We start from the raw sequence: 18,394 nt of genomic DNA on the forward strand, positions 1-18,394 counted from the left end.
CTATGGCTTTGCGCCGATAGCATCGTTATTGTTAGCCACGCAATCCCACATAACAGTGTGGGACAAAGTGTGGGACGTGATATGGACGAGATCGATACGGTTGCCAAGCGGACGCGGCTGAAGGTTCGGAAAAACCCCTACTGGGTAGGCATCAGCGGCGGTCGCGGCGGCGTTTCTTTGGGCTACAGGAAAGCGAAGAGCGGCCGCGGCGCCTGGGTCGCCAAGGTGGTGCTGGACGGAAACCGAATTGAGCAATCTATCGGTCTGGCCGATGACGACGGAGCAGGCTTCGGGGCGCTCACCTATCGCGCAGCGGTTACAGCCGCCCTTGATTGGAGCCGCCAGCAACATGCCGCGATCGAGGCCCGCGACGGAGAAAAGTCGTCCGCACCGACCGTGCGCAGTGCCATCAACGCCTATGTAAAAACTCGGCAGCGCGTTTCCGGCCGCAACGGAGCGAATGCCAGCGGACGCCTGGCGCGTCATGTTCTATCGGACAAGGAGTTCGCCGATACCCCGCTGACCAAACTGCGATCAAGCCATCTCGACGCCTGGCGGTCCCGTCTGCCGATCCTCGACGGGCAACGTGTCGAGGCGGATTCTACTGACAGAGACGCCGACAGCGAAGATGCCGCTTTCATAACCCCCGCAACCGTTAATCGGCTGATGAACGATCTTCGCGCGGCGTTGAATGCGGCCGTCGAGAAGCACCGGCGCGAGTTGCCGGCGGCGTTGCCGCTGGAAATCAAGGTCGGCTCGCGCGCCATCCCGGCAAGTTCGAACGCCCGCAAGCAGATCCTGACGGATCAGCAGATCGCGAAACTGATAAAGGCGGCATATGAGATCGACGAAGATTTCGGCCAACTCGTCCTGATCTCCGCTGCGACCGGTGCCCGCCACGCGCAGATTCGGGCCTTGACCGTGGGCGACGTCCAACCCGACAGGCTTCGCGTCATGATGCCGGGCGCCAGGAAAGGCAGGAGTGCCAAGGCGAAGCCGCCCGTCGCTGTTCCCCTCGGCGCCGACGTTCTCGATCGTCTTTCGGTCTGCCTTGACGGTCGAGACGCCGCTGAACCGTTGCTGACCCGTTGGGCTTACCGAAACGTGGGGCCGCTCAAATGGGAAAAGGATCATCGCCGGGCTTGGGGTCCAGCCTACGAGGTGGACAAACCGTGGGCGGCAACTGTTGAGTGCGCCGGAGTCCCGAGCGATACCATCATGTACGCCTTTCGGCATTCGTCGATCGTTCGCGGCCTTCGCCACGGCCTGCCGGTCAGGCTCGTCGCGGCGCTCCATGATACCAGTTCCGAGATGATTGAGCGGTTTTACAGTGCCCATGTGGTGGATGCGACGGAAGAAATTTCACGCCGGTCGGTGCTCTCGCTGACCTAGCGCAAGCTGTTGATCGATAAGCTGAAACGGTCAGTCACTAAGCGAAATGTCATACACTTTTCAAGGAGTTACGACGATTTGTCCGCCAAATTAGGCTTGCGCAGTTTATCTTTTTAAGCCACGTTAATCACGGCAATTGCTACGAACGGTATGAACGGAAGAATTGGAGAAAGACGCGATGGCCATTAGCTAACCGGGCGTGTGGCGCCCGCATCAGTATGAGGGCTTTATCATGCCAGGAAAGCAGGCGGTCGACGTCGCTCCCGCAAATTCCGACGTTCCATGGACTGAACGGCGATTGCTGCCGTTGAAGCTGGCCGGGCAAATCGCCGGTCTCTCTCCCGCCACCTTGTACCGCCTCGAAGCCGGCGGCCGCGTGAAATTCAAGCGTCTCGGCGGGCGCACACTAGTCGAAGTAGCCAGCCTGATCGTTCTGATCGACGGCAGCGAAGATTGGACGGCCAGCGATCATGGCGCCGCCGGCCGCGCAAAGCGCGCCGAGCGTGCCGCCCAAGGCTGGCAATGATGGCCGGCGCGCGGAGAAGCGGCGGGAGTTACTTCCGCCCGCACCCAAAGAGCCGCCAAGCGTTCCTTGACGAGTGCGTCCTGATCTGGTGCGAGGTCGACGCCGACAAGTCGCCCAGTTCCGACGACCCCGACTTTCTGGCCGCACTAAAGGCACAGATGCGCAGCGATGTGGAGGCCCGGCTAGGGTCGGCCGCTCCCGACGTTATCGACTACTTCACCGGCGTTGAATTCGCCGCGTTCCAAAGCTGGCGTACAGCCCGCTATTTCGCCGACCAGCTCGATGAAATGGCGAAGCCGCGCCCCGGAAAGGGTAACAGGCGTCGGGAAGTGCCGGCGCATCTGCCGCTGCGGCAAAGCCGTGCAATCATCGCGTTTGTGGCCGCGGGGTTCAAAGCGCGGAACCCAACCGCTTCCAAGAACGCCATCTATGCGCAGACGGCCGAATACCTGGCCGATGGCCTTTCGAGGGCCGACGCCGGCGGCAAGATGACCATCAAAAACGTGCGCGATGCCTGCGAAAGCCACGGGATCTTTGACGACGTCGAAACGATGATGGCCCGAGACCAGCGCGAAACGAAGCGCGTGCGGGCGAAAGGACTGCCGCACGCTTGGGACTGCGGCTTCTACGACTGGCTCATTGTCGGCAGAAGGGTGGCCACTCTTCGCGGTTACGAAGACGAGCGTACGGCGCCCGCTCTGTACGAGAACCTCATAGCTCGGCCGACCCGATCGTTTGAACGACTTTACATCCAGGCGAGAGCCGGGAAGCGTTTTGCCGGTTTGCTGGGCGCTGACCTTGCGCGGGCGATCGACGCCGCCATTGGATTGCGTGCCTGGGTGTTGAAGGACATGGACGCATTAACTCCTGGTGTCGCCCGTAGCAGGACTAAAACTGCGAACGCAGCTGGTTGAACCTGATCGTTCGCGACAACAGGGAGACGACCAATGCGCGCTATCAGCACAACACCGTCCATCGAGTTAATCGCCGTCCAGGAGGCGGTCAGACGCTCAAACTGGAGCGCCGGCCACATCAGAAGTTTAGCCCAATGCGGGAAGCTCGGGAGCGACCGGAGCAGCGGCCGGATAATGGTCGACGCGGAATGCCTCGCCATACTGCTTCGGGCGCGCGCGGCCCGCCGGCGCCGCCCACGCCTCAGGCTTGTGATCGATAACGCATGATCGAAAATAACAACGCCACCGCCCCGGCAAGGGCGAGTGGCGTCAATTGAAAGCGAAGTTGGTCATATGACATTACAGCACAACACCACCATTGAAAAGCAAGAATTGACGCGGGAGCAGGCGGAGGCCGCGCCAGCATTGCCGCCGCTTCGCGAGCGGCTAACGAAACTGGTGGGCGCCGGTTATGGCCCGCTGCTGCTGACGCTTATTCCGCACGGCGTGCAATACCCCCGTTGGAACAAGTCGAAGAAACAGTACGTGCCGGCGGTCGCTTCCGGCAAAAGCCCCGGAATATGGGATGGCCGAGCATGGGCGGGCCTACCCAGTTGGACCGAGCGGCGCGCGACTGTCGCCGGTCTTGAAAAGATGAAGGACTGGCCGGAGAACACGGGCATAGGACTACAAACGGGAACGGTCGGCGCGTTCGACATTGACATCAAAGTTCCCCCGAATTCTGTCGATCCGTACGCCGTGACGGCTCGTGCGTTGATCTCCGACATCCGAAATATCATCGCCGCCAGGTCGAATTTGCCTGTCGAGCGACTGCCAATGCGGGGGCGATCCAACTCAACAAGCGTCGTGTTTTTCGCCCGCGTGGATACGCTGCTGAAGAGGCGTATGATGTCGTTCGACGCTGACGGTCATAGCCACGCCCTGGAGTTTCTGGCCGACGGGCAACAGGTGGTGATCAGCGGGCACCACAAGAGCGGCGGCATCCAGTCGAGCAATCTCGCCGAATGGCCGTTGGAAAAGCTGCCGCTGATCACCGAAGCCGATGTCGACGAACTGTTTGCCGAATTCAAAGCCGCCGGGGAGGCGCACGGATATCAAGTGGACGTCAGCCGCACGGCGGATCGGGCTCCCAAGGGCGATCGGCCACGCGATCTCGTCTTTGCCGAGGTCATGGCCCGAAAAGAGGACTGGCTGTCCGAGTTGTTGAACCTCGATGTTTCGGCGGCTCTTCCTTTTCGCCTCTCGCAAAGCGACCTTGATCGTAAGCTTGATGAGGATCTGTTGCTCGATACGGCCAGCATATGGGACTTCGGCACCCGCAGGCCTCACGATCCCATCAGTCTGATTTGCGAATTCGGCGCGATCGACGCCGAAGGCGACATCGGGTTCGGGGGGCCGCCGGAGTACGCGCCCGGCGAGGGTCAAGTCTATGACGTGATCGAGAATGTATTCGACACAGTTCGCCGGCCGACGCCATGCGAAGCGGCGACCTGGCTTTGCCGGCGGATCGGCGGCGAGGCGTTTCCCGAATATATAGGCCCGACCGACTGGAAGAGCGTGTCAGGTGCGGTCGCCACGGCGCTTGGCACGTCTTTGCAAGATCTGGCCTTCGCGCGCGTGTTCGAATTTGTCGACTGGTCGACGTTCGACGCGCAGCCGGAGGACTGGACGGAAAATGATGTTAAGCGATCGGCTTCTCTCGTTGCTGCGCTCCGTATCGCTGACCCGACAGGCTATGAGCGCCTTAAGGAGACATGGGCGCAACGTTCTGCCGAAGCCATCCCCGTTGCCGCGGTCGAAGAGGCGTTGCACCAGAAACAGGTCGAGCACGTCGAGCGCGAACAGAAGGCGCATTCCGCCGCCATGGCCGGCATACAGTCGGTGACATCGAAACTGGACCCGTCGACCATTCCCGTCAGAGAATTTGTCATCGAGCCGCGACTGCCGCTTGGCGATGTGGTTCAGATAGCGGGCGAGCCGGGCGTATCCAAATCCAGCTTTGTACTTCTCGATGCGGTCAGTATCGCATCGGGCCGCGAGGATATTTTGCGGGGCAAGGACGGCAAGAGGCAGGAGCGACTACACCGCAAGGGGGCGGTGATCGTTTATAATGCCGAAGATCGTCTTTCCGACATGCAACGCCGCCTGACAGCGCTACAGACGCACTACGGCGTCGAAGGGGCTTGCGAGCCGATCGTGCTCTGGTCAGGCGTTGATGGGCGAACGCTCACCATCATGCAGCGTGGAACCGAGAAGAACAGCATTCTGGAACGCGCCAGTGGGGCTGATTTTCTCGAAAACATGATCATGCGCTATCGGCCCGTTTTGGTGTGCCTTGATCCGCAGGTCTCGTTGACCGCCGGCAGCCAGGAAAACTCCAACGACGACATCAACGCTCTCTATCAGGAACTGGCGAACATGGCGTCGAAGCTCTGGACCTGCATCCAGGTCATTCACCACACGTCGAAGAGCACGCGGGAAGACGCCGGCGACATGGGCGCCGGGCGAGGCGGTTTCGCTGCCGCGGGCAAAGCTCGCGGCGTGTGGACGCTTACGAACGCAACGGGGAAGCGCGACGATGAGAAGCAATGGAACATCTCGGCCGCCGACAATCTGATCCGGCTGGACAGCGCCAAGATGAACCACGCAGCTCGACCGCGCACGCCGACCGTCTTTCGTCGGCGTAGTGTCGCTGTGGGGAACGGACAGGGGTTGCCGCTCGCGACGGCTACCGCTTTGTTTGAACAGTCGCCCCGTCAGATGCTTGAGGCTACCGGTGATTTTGCGCCGGTGCTGGAATTAGTCGGCCTGGACGAGTTGTGCCAGCCGGCCCAGGCCGTTGAAGTCGACAGCGAGATCGCCCGCAAGATCGCCACCGCTGTTGATCTGGTCATGGGCGAGGCAGACGAGTGCAAAGCTTCTGGCGTGGTCCCTACAGTGGGCGAGCGGCTGAAAATGGAAGGCGTGACCAAGGCCGCCAGTCGGCAGGAACTGACACCGATCATCACCGGCGCGCTACTCGGTAAAGGCGTCGCGATCGAGCGGGAAGGACAGATTGTACGAATTATCGCGATCAAGTCGGGCCGCATCAACAATGCGCCATGGATGTTCCGGCGGTTAATCGAGAGCAAGCAAGATGGTTGAAGGTGTTGAAGATTGCGTTGAAGGCTTCAACGCTCAAACCCTTGTGGCGCAAGGCTTTGCGCGTTTTTTGAGTGGCGTTGAAGGTGTTGAAGGCGACCTTCAACCTTCAACGTCGGTAAAAACCCAACAAAATCAACGGTTGAAGGTTGAAGGTCGTTGAAGCCCCTACGGGGGGCACCGCCGGCCTTCAACCGGGCGCCCACCGTAGCGCCCCGGCTTGAAGATAGCCGGAAGAGCACAACTGACCTGATTAGACAAAGTGTCCGTCGCCAACCTGGAAAGACCCAAGATAATGATACCTCAAAGCGTCTTAGCTGGAATGGTCGCATGAAAAAGCCGAACGCATGGCAATCATCGGCGCAGTGGCGCGCGATCAGCAGCGCCGCGATCAGCGCCTGGAACGCTAACCGCTGGCGCTTGCCAAAATGCGGGGCGGCTCGAAAATATGACGGGCGACCCTGCGAGCAACCGGCGCTAGAGAACGGCCGCTGCCGCTATCATGGCGGCCGCACAGGTAAAGGCGCGAATTGGGGTAAGCATCGCCTGCCGCCTAAAGACGCCGCACAGTGGGAGGCACGGCTTGCGCGCAAGTTCGCACAAATCGACCGTGACACGCGCCGGCGCGCGCAGCGATTGGCAAAGCTGACGCCCGACCAAAGGCGGCGTTATGACGCCTGGGTGGAAAGTCATCAGCCCGGCCCGGCCAGCGAACGGGCAAGGCGTCGGGCCAATAGAAAGATTGCTGCCGAGATCCGGGCCAGCTTGGAAAAGCCGGATCAGAAGCCCGTAACGCCCGAGCTTGCGGCATTGGATGCTGAACGCCGGCGAGTTGAAGCAGAAAGAGATCGGTGGCTTCGACAAATCAACACAGAACCGACAGGGAATGTTTTCGAATGAGCCGCCAGACAGAAATCGACGCCGCGCGGGCGCGCGCCATTCACCTGCTGCAGACGCGAGGATTTGAGGCCTCCGTGAGGGCGGCAATAAATCTCTGCGAGGACGAGGACGCGCCCGCAGCCGCGCGAGCATCGGCCATCAATTCAATCATGCGGGCGAACGGCGCCTTTACTCCGCAGACGGGGGAGCAGACCAAAGAAATGAGCGAAATGACAGCCGCCGAGCTGAAGGCGCTAACCGCCCAACTAGAGCGCGATCGGCAGCAAATGCTGCGCGATCTGGAGCAAGACGAAGATACCGCGTTCGATTGACTTATCTGTACTTTCTGTTACCTTTGTATTGTTACAGTAATGACAAAAATTACAAAAGAAAATCATTGACTTAACTGTTGATTGTACTACGTTTGGATTGTCGCAATTGAAGCCAACGGGAGTACATGCAAATGGTCATCGATTTTGTTACGGGTAGGACGCTCAACCAGCCGGAAGCCATTATCACTATCCTCGGGTTCGACAGTCCCTATCCCGAATTCCGCTTCGACGCTATCAAGCGCGGCCGTGATCTGGTTGACGGCCTCGTCGCACCCGATCTGGCTGTACAGATGCGGACGCTGGTGGAGGCTTCGGGGGGAAAGCTCGAAATCCTTAGCTGGGATGATCCGGGCCTCATAGATACGCCGCGCGATGCGCACCGCGTCATGATCGACGGGATTATGCCGCTTGAAACGGCGCTACGGCTGCGGGCGCTTTGCAAGGACTACAACGCGAAGCTGACGCAGCATTGATCGATCGGCATCGCGATAAACCGCCCCAGGCCTTGCCGGGGCGGTTTTGCTTTGCTGCGGTCAACTGCCCCGGCGGCCGGCTTACGCCGCTTCCTTGAGCCGCCTTGCCGCCTTGGCGACAGTCGCCCGGCTGGCGCCAGTGAGCCGCATCACCACGTTCCACGATTTCCCTTCCGCCAGCAGCCGGCCGATTTGCTCGATCCGTTCGCTGTCTTCCGGCCGGCCGCGATAGGCGCCGCGTTCTTTCGCCTTGACGATACCTTGCGCTTGCCGCCTGCGGCGGTCGTCGTAATCCTTCCGGGCGATCGCCGCGAGCATGTCGAGCATCATGCTGTTGAGCGCTTGCGCCATGCGGGCCGTGAACTCGTCGCCGCCGGCATTCAACAAAGCATAGGACGTGGGCAGGTCCAGCGCCACGACACGGACATCGCGCGCGGCTATTTCGCGCTTCAGGCGTTCCCAGTCGGCGCCGTTGAGGCGGCTTAGTCGGTCGACCTGCTCGACCAGCAGAACGTCGCCCGGTCTGCAATCCGCCAGCAGCTTGAACAGTTCCGGGCGGTTCAGCGAGGCGCCGCTTTCGTTTTCGAGATAGGTGGCCGCGATAACCAAGCCGCGATCCTTGGCGAAGGCTTCCAGGTCAGCACGCGTCCGGCCGGCGTCCTGTTCTTGGGTGGAGGCACGAAGATAGGCCCGAACGAACATGGCAGAAACTCCTTTCGGTCTGTTAAAGGTGGTCTGCATGATATCAGTCTGTTTAATATGGTCAACATGGTATAACAGACCGCGATTGCCGCGCCGCTTTGGTGGTGCGCGAAAGGTGTACGCTATCCAGACCAGCCGTTGTGCGGCTTCGCCCGCTCGCGCGCCATCTCGCCGCCCCGGCCCGACTCCTGGCGGGCAGTCCAAACGCAATCTGACCGGGGGCGGTCCACGTCCGTAGAAATTTTCAGTCCAGCCAAACTTTTGGCCGCCGAAATTCCGCCTTCCGCGCTGGCTTCAACGGCCGTTCTCGGCTATACTTTTCGGGCTGGTCAAACCGCGACGAGGCGAGCGCGTCGCACCAATCGCCCCACGGGGCAACGCAACGTCAACGAACCGCATCATCGCCGACAGTTTCGCCGCGACCCCGGTTCGTGATCCAGCAGCGCCATGGCCCGCACCGATCCGTCCGAACTCTTCGCACTATTCCTCCGCAATCGGAGGAGTAGATCAGTCGGCCAACGCGGGCCAAACTTCGACAAAGGCAAAGTCGGAGCGGACGCAGTGGACCACACCGGAACGAAACAGCACGCAGATCATGCCATCCAGCACTTCCGCTGGGTAGGCGGCTGTTCTAATGCGATGTTCAATCTTCAGATCGCACTTGGCGCCGTGCTGTCACTGGCTAACCCCCGTCAGGAATGGGACTTGCCGGACACACGGCAATGCCATGAACTTCTGGGCAGGGTCTATCAGAGCCTGGGAAACGCGATCGTCTACCTTAGCGACGACATCGAGATCGATCATCTGATCGAGGGGCTACTCGCCGCTGCGAACCTGGTCCGCGACATAGACCGCGAGAACTTCGGGAGCGATCGGCACAAGGACGACATAGACCGCACCAAAAAGTTGATTTGGCGGGCGCGCATCGTCGAGCTTCAGCAGGGCATCGACAAACGCCGTCGGGAGCGAGGGCTGGCAACCGTCGAGAAGATGCGGGCGCCGGCGAAGGCGACGGAAGGCGAGTTGTTCGGATGACCGCCGCAGCCCACGATCAGCACCTGGCCCAGGCCGCCGACCATCTCCGCGCCGCTATCGCGGGCGAAAAGCCGTTGCTGGACGGGGCACTGGGGCTGCGTTCGCTGTTCAATTCGCTAAATTCGAGCCAGCCTCTTGATCCGCAGCTTGCCGGCGAGGTTTCCCGGCTTCTGTTCGCGGCGGCCCCGCGCATCGCGGACGCCGCGTCCGGCCGTCTAGCGCCGGAATATGTTTTTGTGGCCCTCGGCTGTGCTTCAGCCGCAATGGGAAATGTGGATGCCGAGCGCCTCCGTGGCCTGATGGCTTTCGCGGCTATCCTGGAGGCCGAAATCCGCGCGCTCTTTCTGCGCGACATGATCGCCGCCGGCGGTCAGGCCGATTTGGCGGATGCACTGTCCCGAAGCCCCGTCATCGCCGCACCCTATCCGGTCGGCCCGACGACCCTTCATTGAGGAAACGACATGCCGTTTTTCAATAATCCAGCGTTTGGTCGAGCCTATGACACTATCGCCGCCATGCTCGCCCCGCCATCCGGGGCAGAGGCCGCCGGCTGGGCCACCGCGAGCGCCAGACAGGCGGACACGAACCGGCGGGGCCAGGTCTTTGACTACGCGACGGACCCGAACTTCGACCAGGAACGTTTCGACCGTATGGGCACCGGGGCGGGCCTCTGGACGCCGAGCCAGGGCTACTACGCTGTCGACAAGGACGACGCCACGAAGCGTTACGGCTTCGACACGCAGGCGGCAACGTTGCGAGCGAACAACGCTGCCGACAACGCACGCGCTCTTGCCATGAACCGGCTCGACAATCAGCGTTCCGCGATCACCGATCTATTCAAGCCGCTGGACCCCGGCCAGGTTCGCCCGGAGGTCACGCCCGAGTTTATGGACGCGCTTCATCTGCCGGCCGCTCCTGCCGTCGCCGGAGCGCCGAAGCCGCTTTCGGAAACCGAATGGCGGGCGAGCCAGAACCAGCGTTTGCTCGACGGCGGCCAGTTGACCGATCAAGATCTGCTGGACGCTATCACGGGCGACAAGACGCCGGTCAAAGCGATCGATCCGAACACTCACCAGCCCGCATTCATGTCGCCTGGCGCCGCCGTGCGGCAAGGTGCGCAGCCTTATGAAGCGGCCAGCGCCGAGCGCGTCGACAACTATTTGGCCTTAGGCCCGAACGGCGAGGAAGTCCGTTTCCCCGGCATCGTTGGCCCCGACGGACGCATTGTCGACGCGAACACCGGCCGCGTGGTCCCCAACGTTGTTCGAAAAGAAGGAACTGGTGGCGGGATGTCGTTCGAGGCCGACGGACAGGGCGGCGTTCGCTTCACCACCGGCGGCGCGGGAAACACCGTGTCGCAGCAGACCAATTTGCAGGGCCAGCGCGACGCCGCAACGCAGAGCGCGCGGGAACTGCAGACGCTCTTTGACAATATCGCGGCTTCGGACGTCGGCGTTGCTGGCAACTTCAACGATTTCCTGACGAACTACGGCGCCCAGGTGTTCCCCAACGTGGCCCGCGGCGACGTGACCGCGATGCGGACCCAGATGCAGACCACGGCGATGCGGATGGCGCGAAGCCTCGCCGGCGACAACCGGATTTCCGACACCGACCGCCGCATGGCTGAAGACATCATGGTGGGTCAGGGTCTCGGAGAGAGCTTGCCCGGTGCGAAGGCGAAACTGGCGACGCTGGTCGTGCTCAACGCATACCGGGCGAAATTCGCCGGATCGCTTGCTTCAGGTGGAGCGGCCTTGCCGCCGATCAACGGTAGCGTGCTGGGCCAACTGGTGGACGATGGCGCGATCACGCCCGCGCTGGCGGACGAATACCAGCGGACCATGCTGTCTTCCAAACGTGGCGGTCCAACCCGCATTCCGAGCGTGGGCGAACTCGAACGGGATTTCAATCCGACGCAGCTCGCCGCACCGCAGAAATCGGCCCCGGCCGCTGCGCCCGCAGGCGTTGACCCGGCCGATTGGGAGTTTCTTACGCCGGAAGAGAAGGCATTGTTTCGATGACCCCTGAACAGCAGCGCGCCATCGCAATCGCCCAGGCACGTCGGCGCCGCGCGGAAGCCGAGCAATCGGCAGTTCCGCCCGCCAGTCCGGTAGGGCCGTTTCCTGGTATGTTGCAGCCGGGGAACATTGATCTGGAACATCGACCGATTGCGCAGAACCCCGACGGTTCCTACAGCACCGTCCGTTCGATGTCGTTCGGCGACGACGGCGGCAAGGAAATTCTTGTCCCGACCGTTTCGCCGGATGGCGCCATTCTGTCCGATGACGCGGCGATCGACGCCTTCGGCAAGACGGGACAGACGCTCGGCGTGTTCGACACGGCGGAACACGCTGATATGTACGCCGGCGCGCTTCATAAGGCACAGGAACAGGTCTACGGCGCGCAGCCGAACGCAGCACTGAAAGCCGCTGCATTGGCCCGCGCTCGCCAGCGCCGCGCAGACGCCGAGCAATCGGCTGTCCCGCCGGAAGACCGCCGCGATAGCACTGGTGTTCCGGGCGGCCCCGACATCACGCCGGCCGCGCCATCGACATTCGGGCAGCGCGCCCTCGACGTGTCGGCCGGCGTGCTTGGCGCTCCGGTCGATGCCATGTCCGATCTGATGGGAGCGATCGGCCTACCGACGAGCGAAGCCCCATTTGGCGGCTCGAAGTTCATGGGCGGCATTCTGCACGGCCTGTCCGGCTCCAGGGAACAGGCGGAATTGGGCGATCAGACTGGTATCCAGCCTGGTGGCGCACCGATCAGCCAGCGCGTTTATTCCTCGTTCCTGAACACCGACAAGGCCAAAGATCAATACCTGACGAACACATACGGCCCCGAGAACGAAGGCTGGTATGTACTCGCCGATCGCTTTGGCAATCCGACTTCCCGTCGTGTCGTCCGCGGCAAAGACGGCTCGGAGCGCATTTTCGACCCGCCCGGCATTGACCTTGGCGACGTAGCCGGAATGGTCGGCGGCGTGCCCGATCTGATCGGCGCAATCATGGGCGGGAGCGCTTCCGTTCCCGCGTATGCGTTTGGCCCCGCTGCGGGCATTCCCGCATCGGCGGCGCTGTCCGCCGGCGGCGCGCAGCTTGTGGGCGAGAGCGTCGGGCGCCTGTTCCCCGAGAACCGGGAGGCCGAACCCAGCATCGTGGGTGACGTTCTGCCGCGCGCTGCGGGCGAAGCTGGCAGCGACGCCTTGATCGGGGCGATCACCGGCGGGGCCGGCCGCTTTGGGAACGCCGTGATCAACAAGGCGCGAGCGCCGTTCGCCAAGAGCGCGTCCGATCCGGTTGCGACGGAGTTCCGGCGGGCCGCCGACCGACTGCGCGGGCAGGGCTACGACATCTCTCCGCTCGCGTCCGAAGGCGGGGCCGGCGGCTTTACGTCCCGCGCCGAAGGACTGCTTGAAAAGCTTCCGGGGTCTGCCGAGAAAATGCGCCAATACCGCGAGCGCGGCGATCAGGCGGTCGCCCGGTTTCAACAGGACATCGCGGGCGACGTCGATCCGAACCAAGTCAGCCGCGAGACTATCGGCGAGCTTTCGACGCAGCGCAAGAACCTGACGATCGACCGCGAGCAGGCGCTGACCCGCGCCGATGACATGATCGGCCAGAACCAGGCCGATTTGACATCTCGGCAGGGTCCGCAGATGTCGGCGGAAGGCGCTGGCCGTCAGACCCGCGCCGGCCTGGAACGTGCGCGGCAGGAGTTCAAGGACGAAGCGAAACGCCTGTATGACATCGCCCGAGCGGCCCCAGGCGGCCGGGATGCAATTGTCGATGTCGGCCCGGTTCGCGAACAGGTCGCCCGTATCCGCGAGGCGTTGCCGCCGACTGCGGAAGGCACGCCGAGCGATCGGTTCACGCCGCAGGGTCTTTCCCGTTTCCTGCTTGGCGTTGACGACATCGCGCCGAATATCAGTCTCGATCAGGCTCGGCAGATGAGAGGGCTTGTCCAGGACGCAATAGACGACAAGTCGCTGATGCCCGGCGTTCCCGAACGCTACCTGTCGCAGCTTCAAACCGCGATCTCGCGCTCGATCGACGACAGTGTGGCGCGTGCCGGCACGCCGGAGCTTCGCCAGGCGCTTTCCGACGCGAACCGCTTCTACGCGCAGAATGTCGATCGCTTCAGTCGCAAGGGCATTATTGAGATCTATCGCGAGCCGATCCAGCCGGGCTACATCGAAGACAACCGCCTTGTCGATCGGCTGCTTTCCGGTCGAGGCCAACCCGGCGTGGTGCGAGAAACGCGCGACCTGATGGGCGCGAACAGCCCGGAGTGGGCGGCCACACGGCGCAACGCCGTCGAGCAGATCCTCGATACTGGGCGCGATCAGACCCGCAACGGCCGCAAGGTCGTCAACGTCGACGGCCTGGTAAGCAAGCTGAACCGGCTTGACGATGAAGCAATTACCGAACTGTTCGGCGTGGCCGACGCGCAGCAACTGCGCAACCTTGCCGTCGACATCTCCAATCGGTCGAAATACCTCGATGCGGCTGCGCTGTCGCAGAATGGCTCGCCGAATATCATGAACCAGCTGCGTGCCGCCGCCGCGGCCGACGATCAGATCGCCCGCGAATACCGCAACGGTGCCATTGCGCCATTCCTGCGCGGCGAGAATGGCGCAGCGGCCGCGCTGAAGCCCGAAGAGCTTGTTCCGTGGCTCTATCGTCGCGCCTCGCCGGACGAAGCCCGGCAAGTCCTGTCGAAACTGCCGGCGCCGATGAAAGCCCAGGTCGAGAAAGGCGTCGTTGCCGACATCGTTGAGAACGCGATCTCGCGGGGCGGCGGCGACATGTCCGCTGTCCGGCGTCTCGTCACCGGCGAGGCCAATCCCGCGGATAGCCAGGGTATCGCCGAAGTTCTCGGCGCGGGCCGTGACAGCGCCAGCCGCCAGCAAGCCGATCGGATCAACGCGCTCGTTTCGCCCGAGAACCGGCAGGCGTTGCGCGATCTTGCCCTTATCACCGCGCGCCGTCAGGAACGCGATGCAACGACTTCGGCAATCGGTGGCCTTGCCGCTGGCGCTGCGATCACCAACATTCTGTCATCGCCCGGCAGCGCGGTTCGCGGTGCGATCGTTGCGCGCGGCCTGGCGGAAATCATCACCCGTCCGGGCTTCCGCCGATGGGCGACGAACACCCGGCGCCATCAGATGACGGCGCAAGGGCAGGCACGGCTGACCGCGCTTTCGCCGCAGGCGCTCGGGCTGGCGAACGGCGCGATCTCGGAGAACGCAGACGTTCAGGCCGCGCTCGAATGGCTCAACGAAGGCGTTTCGCAGCTCAATGACGCCGGCGAGCGGATCACGCGACCGCCGCAGGGTTCGGGATCGTGGCAGGAGTTTTTCGAGCGCGAGATCGCGCAGTAGCGACCTGGAAGCGATAGCCAAAGAAGTCAGCGTTTGCTGCGATAGTAGGGCCGAACGTCAACACCGTCGCTTCGCGTGTAGCCGCTGACGTAATGGGTACGGGGGAGATTGGTGATCGTGCTGATCGCCCCATACCCAGTCGCGGGACCATGATGCCCGTCGGACTTTTCCTGACGTCTGGCATCTTCGGCCAGGCGGCCTGCCTGCCCTTCCCAAAACAGGCCGCCGTCGATCCGGTTGTTGACGCCATCACCGTAATAGATGATCGACGGCCATTTTTCTTTCGTTGTACCGTCGGCCAGGGCAGGCCCGGAAAGCGTGAAAATCGCCGTCGCAATTATTACCAGGATACGCATGGTCGATCTCCCGCCCGGCTGTGGAAGATAGCGGTACCGGGTCAGCGTCCGGTAAAGTCGGCCCGTAAAATTATAGCGATCGTCGAAAACGAGAACGCTGGCTCGCTGGATAAGGCGATGTGGGGCATCGGCAAGGCTCTGTTGGCTGCCGCTGCCGGAGCCGCTGGGGCATCATGTTATTCGATGACCCGCCGGCCTTCGCCGTAACACTGGTAGCAATTTATTGGTTCTGGAAACGAGGCTGAAACGCGGCCCTGCTATCCAAGGACATGGCGACGAACGACAAATACACGTCGAATTGGCGGGGCGCGCGTCGTTATCAGTTCGATGAAGAAGCGCGATTGAAGCGGGCAGCCATAGCGTCCGGCGCCCAACCTGCCCAGGTCGAAGTGTGGCCCATTGACACGAACCGGGACCGAGGCGTCATCGGGCTCGACATGGGCGGCAAGATCGCCAGCGGCAAGACGAAGGACGCAGGCATGCTGTTCCTGTGGGCTATACCTGCAGCTCTCGGCGCCGTTCTTCTCGCTGTGGTCGCCATCACGATCACAGGCGATCTTGCTCAGTAGGGAACGAATCCCCGCGCCTGTAGTTTTGCCTCGCTCCTAAGCATCTCCCATTGGCAGCCTCGGAGCAAAGCCCGCCCGGCAATCACTGCCCCGGACGGGCTTTTTCTCATTGGGAACAAATCTTCGATCTGTTGGTTGTTGGCTTGCTCCCGTGCCAGCCTCCCCTTCGCAGCATTGGAGCAAGGCTCGCCCTCCCGACACCTTGGGCGAGCCCTTTGTTTTGGAGAACCAAAACCGCCGTCCAACGTTGTCTCAGCAGGCGATCCCCGCCTTATGGAGAAAAACCATGGACTGGAACCGCGTCGAAGGAAACTGGAAGCAGATCAAGGGCAAAGTAAAAGAGCAGTGGGGCAAACTTACCGATGACGATCTTGACCAGATCGCCGGCAAGCGCGACCAGTTGGAGGGCAAGATTCAGGAGCGGTATGGCATCGAGAAGGACCGGGTGCGGTCCGATGTTGACGACTGGTATGGCCGCCAAAGCTGGTAGCGTTCTGCCACACATATACGCCCGGGCCGGCGAACCAGAGCGGGCTTTTCTTTTCTGGAACCAACCGCCGAATCGTTAGTTTCTTTTTCCTAGTCAGCCTCAGCTGGCAGTCCTGGGCAGGCCCGTCCGGTTCCGCGAGAGACCGGGCGGGCTCGTTCTGTGTGAGTAGGGGCCATGCGTGACGTTCCTTTCGAGAAGCCTGACCATCGAGACGGCCCGCGTCGGCCGCTACCTCACCATCACTCGCGTGGGACAGGCCGCAGACTTCCTGATGAATCAGTGGCCCGGCAAGGAGGGCTCAAAGCACCGTAAGGCCCTTCGGGCGGTGCTGGACGTGCTAGCAGGGAAGGGATGCGTCGATCGCCCGCGCCGCGCTCATAACCGCGGCGGAAGACGCCGACGTTTTCGTGCTGGAATAGATGGATCAGGCCGGGTCTTCCGCCGGATCGGGATCAAGATCATAGGCAAGGCGCTGCGCCACTATGATCACGTCTATGGCGCGATAAGCTTCACTTGCTGTCCATCCTGCATTTTCCGCGCGATCGACCAGGTCTCGGACAGCGAGGTCCAAGGCTTCCTGGCAGTCGATGTTACGGTCTGGGTAGCGGCCTTCGTGGCGGGGGTGCGGAATCTTGTCCATCCGCCTCAATGCGCGGCGGGACCTTTGGTTGCTGCAGATAGCGCTCGCCGTCGCCACGATGCTCGCCGCAGAACCAATGAACTGTCTCATCCTTCCGGCGTCCGAAGTCCCATCCTGCCCATTTCGTGCAGCCATCATGATCGCAGCGATGTTCGTAAACCCCGCTCGGCGCCGTTGATGGGGCGACGCCTCAGGGAGCTTGATTGGTTCGTCGCTCACAGTGGGTTCTCGAATTCGATCGGCTCGATGAAGTGCGGCGCGTCATTGCGCTGCTTGTCCTTAACGGAGGCGTTCACGTCGCGGCACACGCGGTGGAACTGCAACTGGTCATCGATATCGTGCGACAGCACTTCCGGCAGGTCGCTGGTCGGCGTCTCGGGGTTAAGCCAAGCATCGTAGTACGCCGGATCAAGGATGACGGGCTGGCGGTCGTGCAATTGCTTCATTGTGGCGCCGGCAGGCTCGGTGATGATGGTGCAGCTCGTCACGTCCAACTTGTCATTGTGCGCCCATAGGCCGGCGAAGCTGAAGGGCGCGTGGCCGGGCTGGAAGATGTGCCAGGGATCTCGGCCCTTGTCCGCCGGGCTGATCGTCCATTCGTAGAAGCCATCGGCTGGGATTAGGCAGCGCTTCGACTTGAAAGCGTCCTTGAACGCGCCAGACGTCGCCACTGTTTCGATGCGTGCGTTGAACATCGCCGCTTTCGGCATTTCCTTGGCCCACCACGGCACTAGCCACCAGCGGCCCTCGCGAAGTTTGTGGTTGCCGTCGTCGTTCCAGGTGATGAAGTCCACCGATTGCGTCGGCGCGATGTTGTAGCGGGCCTCGGTATTGCGCCCGGAGCCTTCCGCAGGAGCCGTTAGCCGATAGAGCCGATGGATTTCAGACCAGGAGAGGTATCGGGTGTAGCGGCCGCACATGGCCCTAGCCTAGCCATACGCCTCGGCCATGTCATCACCGGTCCAACAAGACGGCACCCAGGCAATCAGGTCGAAATGCTCGTCCGTGTCCCATCGTACCCAATCGGGATTTTCTCCGCTTTCCAGTTCTTCGTCGCTCCGCCAGCGCACATGCGCGAAATGTCCGGCTCGATCCTTGCCTACAAACCATGATCCGTCCTGCGGAGCGGTAACGGGCAATCCAGGTGCCACGGCTGCGCGGAACTCGACCTCGGGCGGGTTTTCCTTGCGGAAACGTTTCCGCGCGAGATGGCCGGCTTCGCTCTCGTCGTAGAAGCCGGGCGCCCGCCGCCGGGAAAACTCCGCCTCAAAAGCCGCTCGATCCTTCTTCCAATACATCTCGACGAGTGGATTAAGCCGCTCATGCACGACGTCCATCTCGTCAGCCGTAAGGCTTGCGGCGCCGCTCCTGCTCAATTTCAACGCGACACGATCCTCGGGCCGATCTTCGTTCATCCTTCCCGCTTCGATCAGTTCGATCGCCATGCCGACGACTGGGGCATAGGCGTCTTCAAGCTCGTCGTAGTCGTTCTCGTAGTCAAATTCTGTATTGTCGTCGTCGTCGTTGGCGCCGCGATGCATCCTTGTAGTCATCGTCGTCTC

The 18,394-nt window shown here is 62.1% G+C and carries 19 protein-coding genes; 14 read left to right on the forward strand and 5 right to left on the reverse strand.

The annotated features are described in order from the left end of the window. Nucleotides 1–81 precede the first annotated feature (81 nt). The 8 genes from FGU64_RS15475 (at nt 82) to FGU64_RS15505 (ending at nt 7,657) form a co-directional block, all read left to right on the forward strand. Nucleotides 82–1,392, forward strand: coding sequence for an integrase (locus FGU64_RS15475; RefSeq protein WP_210239033.1), 1,311 nt, complete (start codon nt 82–84; stop codon nt 1,390–1,392). A 232-nt stretch (nt 1,393–1,624) separates the two neighbouring features. After that, nucleotides 1,625–1,918: a hypothetical protein gene (locus FGU64_RS15480; protein WP_139954002.1), complete on the forward strand. Its 294-nt coding sequence runs from the start codon at nt 1,625–1,627 to the stop codon at nt 1,916–1,918. Further along, the gene (locus FGU64_RS15485; protein ID WP_139954003.1) at nt 1,915–2,832 is read left to right on the forward strand and encodes a hypothetical protein; all 918 of its coding nucleotides are present in this window, start codon (nt 1,915–1,917) and stop codon (nt 2,830–2,832) included. Before FGU64_RS15480 ends, FGU64_RS15485 begins: the two co-directional genes overlap by 4 nt. Nucleotides 2,833–3,135: 303 nt before the next feature. After that, a complete protein-coding gene (locus FGU64_RS15490) occupies nt 3,136–5,976 on the forward strand; it encodes an AAA family ATPase (RefSeq protein WP_139954004.1) in 2,841 nt (946 codons plus the stop codon). Further along, the gene (locus tag FGU64_RS23345) at nt 5,969–6,136 is read left to right on the forward strand and encodes a hypothetical protein (RefSeq protein WP_180375549.1); all 168 of its coding nucleotides are present in this window, start codon (nt 5,969–5,971) and stop codon (nt 6,134–6,136) included. The genes FGU64_RS15490 and FGU64_RS23345 overlap by 8 nt, the downstream gene beginning before the upstream one ends. A gap of 167 nt (nt 6,137–6,303) precedes the next feature. After that, nucleotides 6,304–6,873 carry a hypothetical protein gene (locus FGU64_RS15495; RefSeq protein WP_139954005.1) on the forward strand — a complete coding sequence of 190 codons (570 nt, stop codon included), beginning with the start codon at nt 6,304–6,306 and terminating at the stop codon, nt 6,871–6,873. After that, nucleotides 6,870–7,184 (forward strand): hypothetical protein, encoded by a 315-nt coding sequence (locus tag FGU64_RS15500; protein ID WP_139954006.1) that lies wholly within the window; start codon nt 6,870–6,872, stop codon nt 7,182–7,184. Before FGU64_RS15495 ends, FGU64_RS15500 begins: the two co-directional genes overlap by 4 nt. A 131-nt stretch (nt 7,185–7,315) precedes the next feature. Beyond that, on the forward strand, nt 7,316–7,657 hold the full coding sequence (locus FGU64_RS15505; protein WP_139954007.1) for a hypothetical protein: 342 nt from the start codon (nt 7,316–7,318) through the stop codon (nt 7,655–7,657). Between the two features lie 81 nt (nt 7,658–7,738). On the opposite strand, the gene FGU64_RS15510 is transcribed toward FGU64_RS15505, so the two are convergent. Then, on the reverse strand, nt 7,739–8,359 hold the full coding sequence (locus tag FGU64_RS15510) for a recombinase family protein (protein ID WP_139955404.1): 621 nt from the start codon (nt 8,357–8,359) through the stop codon (nt 7,739–7,741). Nucleotides 8,360–8,920: 561 nt separating this feature from the next. Between FGU64_RS15510 and FGU64_RS15515 the strand changes: the two genes are divergently transcribed. The 4 genes from FGU64_RS15515 to FGU64_RS15530 are packed head-to-tail and all read left to right on the forward strand — an operon-like array spanning nt 8,921 to nt 14,777. Further along, nucleotides 8,921–9,394, forward strand: coding sequence for a hypothetical protein (locus FGU64_RS15515; RefSeq protein ID WP_139954008.1), 474 nt, complete (start codon nt 8,921–8,923; stop codon nt 9,392–9,394). Further along, complete coding sequence (locus FGU64_RS15520; protein WP_139954009.1) at nt 9,391–9,846, forward strand: hypothetical protein; 456 nt, start codon at nt 9,391–9,393, stop codon at nt 9,844–9,846. Before FGU64_RS15515 ends, FGU64_RS15520 begins: the two co-directional genes overlap by 4 nt. Nucleotides 9,847–9,855: 9 nt before the next feature. Further along, nucleotides 9,856–11,415: a hypothetical protein gene (locus FGU64_RS15525; RefSeq protein WP_139954010.1), complete on the forward strand. Its 1,560-nt coding sequence runs from the start codon at nt 9,856–9,858 to the stop codon at nt 11,413–11,415. Then, nucleotides 11,412–14,777 carry a hypothetical protein gene (locus tag FGU64_RS15530; protein ID WP_139954011.1) on the forward strand — a complete coding sequence of 1,122 codons (3,366 nt, stop codon included), beginning with the start codon at nt 11,412–11,414 and terminating at the stop codon, nt 14,775–14,777. The genes FGU64_RS15525 and FGU64_RS15530 overlap by 4 nt, the downstream gene beginning before the upstream one ends. A 26-nt stretch (nt 14,778–14,803) precedes the next feature. Here the strand turns inward: FGU64_RS15530 and FGU64_RS15535 are convergent, their stop codons facing one another. Then, on the reverse strand, nt 14,804–15,133 hold the full coding sequence (locus tag FGU64_RS15535; protein ID WP_139954012.1) for a hypothetical protein: 330 nt from the start codon (nt 15,131–15,133) through the stop codon (nt 14,804–14,806). Between the two features lie 269 nt (nt 15,134–15,402). On the opposite strand from FGU64_RS15535, the gene FGU64_RS15540 reads away from it, so the two are divergent. Together FGU64_RS15540 and FGU64_RS15545 are read left to right on the forward strand one after the other, a co-directional pair. Beyond that, the gene (locus FGU64_RS15540) at nt 15,403–15,702 is read left to right on the forward strand and encodes a hypothetical protein (RefSeq protein WP_139954013.1); all 300 of its coding nucleotides are present in this window, start codon (nt 15,403–15,405) and stop codon (nt 15,700–15,702) included. Nucleotides 15,703–15,988: 286 nt separating this feature from the next. Next, nucleotides 15,989–16,192, forward strand: a complete 204-nt coding sequence (locus tag FGU64_RS15545) for a CsbD family protein (protein WP_136354035.1) — start codon at nt 15,989–15,991, stop codon at nt 16,190–16,192. Nucleotides 16,193–16,616: 424 nt separating this feature from the next. On the opposite strand, the gene FGU64_RS15555 is transcribed toward FGU64_RS15545, so the two are convergent. The 3 genes from FGU64_RS15555 to FGU64_RS15565 form a co-directional block, all read right to left on the reverse strand. Further along, a complete protein-coding gene (locus FGU64_RS15555; protein WP_139954014.1) occupies nt 16,617–16,922 on the reverse strand; it encodes a hypothetical protein in 306 nt (101 codons plus the stop codon). Between the two features lie 125 nt (nt 16,923–17,047). Beyond that, nucleotides 17,048–17,752: an SOS response-associated peptidase gene (locus FGU64_RS15560; protein ID WP_139954015.1), complete on the reverse strand. Its 705-nt coding sequence runs from the start codon at nt 17,750–17,752 to the stop codon at nt 17,048–17,050. Nucleotides 17,753–17,761: 9 nt separating this feature from the next. After that, the gene (locus FGU64_RS15565) at nt 17,762–18,385 is read right to left on the reverse strand and encodes a hypothetical protein (protein WP_139954016.1); all 624 of its coding nucleotides are present in this window, start codon (nt 18,383–18,385) and stop codon (nt 17,762–17,764) included. Nucleotides 18,386–18,394: the final 9 nt, after the last annotated feature.

It is taken from the genome of Mesorhizobium sp. 8 (assembly GCF_006351905.1).
Lineage (GTDB): Bacteria > Pseudomonadota > Alphaproteobacteria > Rhizobiales > Rhizobiaceae > Mesorhizobium > Mesorhizobium composti.

What these genes read in the sequence shown, in the direction of transcription:
- FGU64_RS15475 (WP_210239033.1), top strand. Translation starts at nt 82, where the DNA reads ATGGACGAGATCGATACGGTTGCCAAGCGGACGCGGCTGAAGGTTCGG.
- FGU64_RS15480 (WP_139954002.1), top strand. Translation starts at nt 1,625, where the DNA reads ATGCCAGGAAAGCAGGCGGTCGACGTCGCTCCCGCAAATTCCGACGTT.
- FGU64_RS15485 (WP_139954003.1), top strand. Translation starts at nt 1,915, where the DNA reads ATGATGGCCGGCGCGCGGAGAAGCGGCGGGAGTTACTTCCGCCCGCAC.
- FGU64_RS23345 (WP_180375549.1), top strand. Translation starts at nt 5,969, where the DNA reads ATGGTTGAAGGTGTTGAAGATTGCGTTGAAGGCTTCAACGCTCAAACC.
- FGU64_RS15495 (WP_139954005.1), top strand. Translation starts at nt 6,304, where the DNA reads ATGAAAAAGCCGAACGCATGGCAATCATCGGCGCAGTGGCGCGCGATC.
- FGU64_RS15500 (WP_139954006.1), top strand. Translation starts at nt 6,870, where the DNA reads ATGAGCCGCCAGACAGAAATCGACGCCGCGCGGGCGCGCGCCATTCAC.
- FGU64_RS15505 (WP_139954007.1), top strand. Translation starts at nt 7,316, where the DNA reads ATGGTCATCGATTTTGTTACGGGTAGGACGCTCAACCAGCCGGAAGCC.
- FGU64_RS15510 (WP_139955404.1), bottom strand. Translation starts at nt 8,359, where the DNA reads ATGTTCGTTCGGGCCTATCTTCGTGCCTCCACCCAAGAACAGGACGCC.
- FGU64_RS15520 (WP_139954009.1), top strand. Translation starts at nt 9,391, where the DNA reads ATGACCGCCGCAGCCCACGATCAGCACCTGGCCCAGGCCGCCGACCAT.
- FGU64_RS15525 (WP_139954010.1), top strand. Translation starts at nt 9,856, where the DNA reads ATGCCGTTTTTCAATAATCCAGCGTTTGGTCGAGCCTATGACACTATC.
- FGU64_RS15530 (WP_139954011.1), top strand. Translation starts at nt 11,412, where the DNA reads ATGACCCCTGAACAGCAGCGCGCCATCGCAATCGCCCAGGCACGTCGG.
- FGU64_RS15535 (WP_139954012.1), bottom strand. Translation starts at nt 15,133, where the DNA reads ATGCGTATCCTGGTAATAATTGCGACGGCGATTTTCACGCTTTCCGGG.
- FGU64_RS15540 (WP_139954013.1), top strand. Translation starts at nt 15,403, where the DNA reads ATGGCGACGAACGACAAATACACGTCGAATTGGCGGGGCGCGCGTCGT.
- FGU64_RS15545 (WP_136354035.1), top strand. Translation starts at nt 15,989, where the DNA reads ATGGACTGGAACCGCGTCGAAGGAAACTGGAAGCAGATCAAGGGCAAA.
- FGU64_RS15555 (WP_139954014.1), bottom strand. Translation starts at nt 16,922, where the DNA reads ATGAGACAGTTCATTGGTTCTGCGGCGAGCATCGTGGCGACGGCGAGC.
- FGU64_RS15560 (WP_139954015.1), bottom strand. Translation starts at nt 17,752, where the DNA reads ATGTGCGGCCGCTACACCCGATACCTCTCCTGGTCTGAAATCCATCGG.
- FGU64_RS15565 (WP_139954016.1), bottom strand. Translation starts at nt 18,385, where the DNA reads ATGACTACAAGGATGCATCGCGGCGCCAACGACGACGACGACAATACA.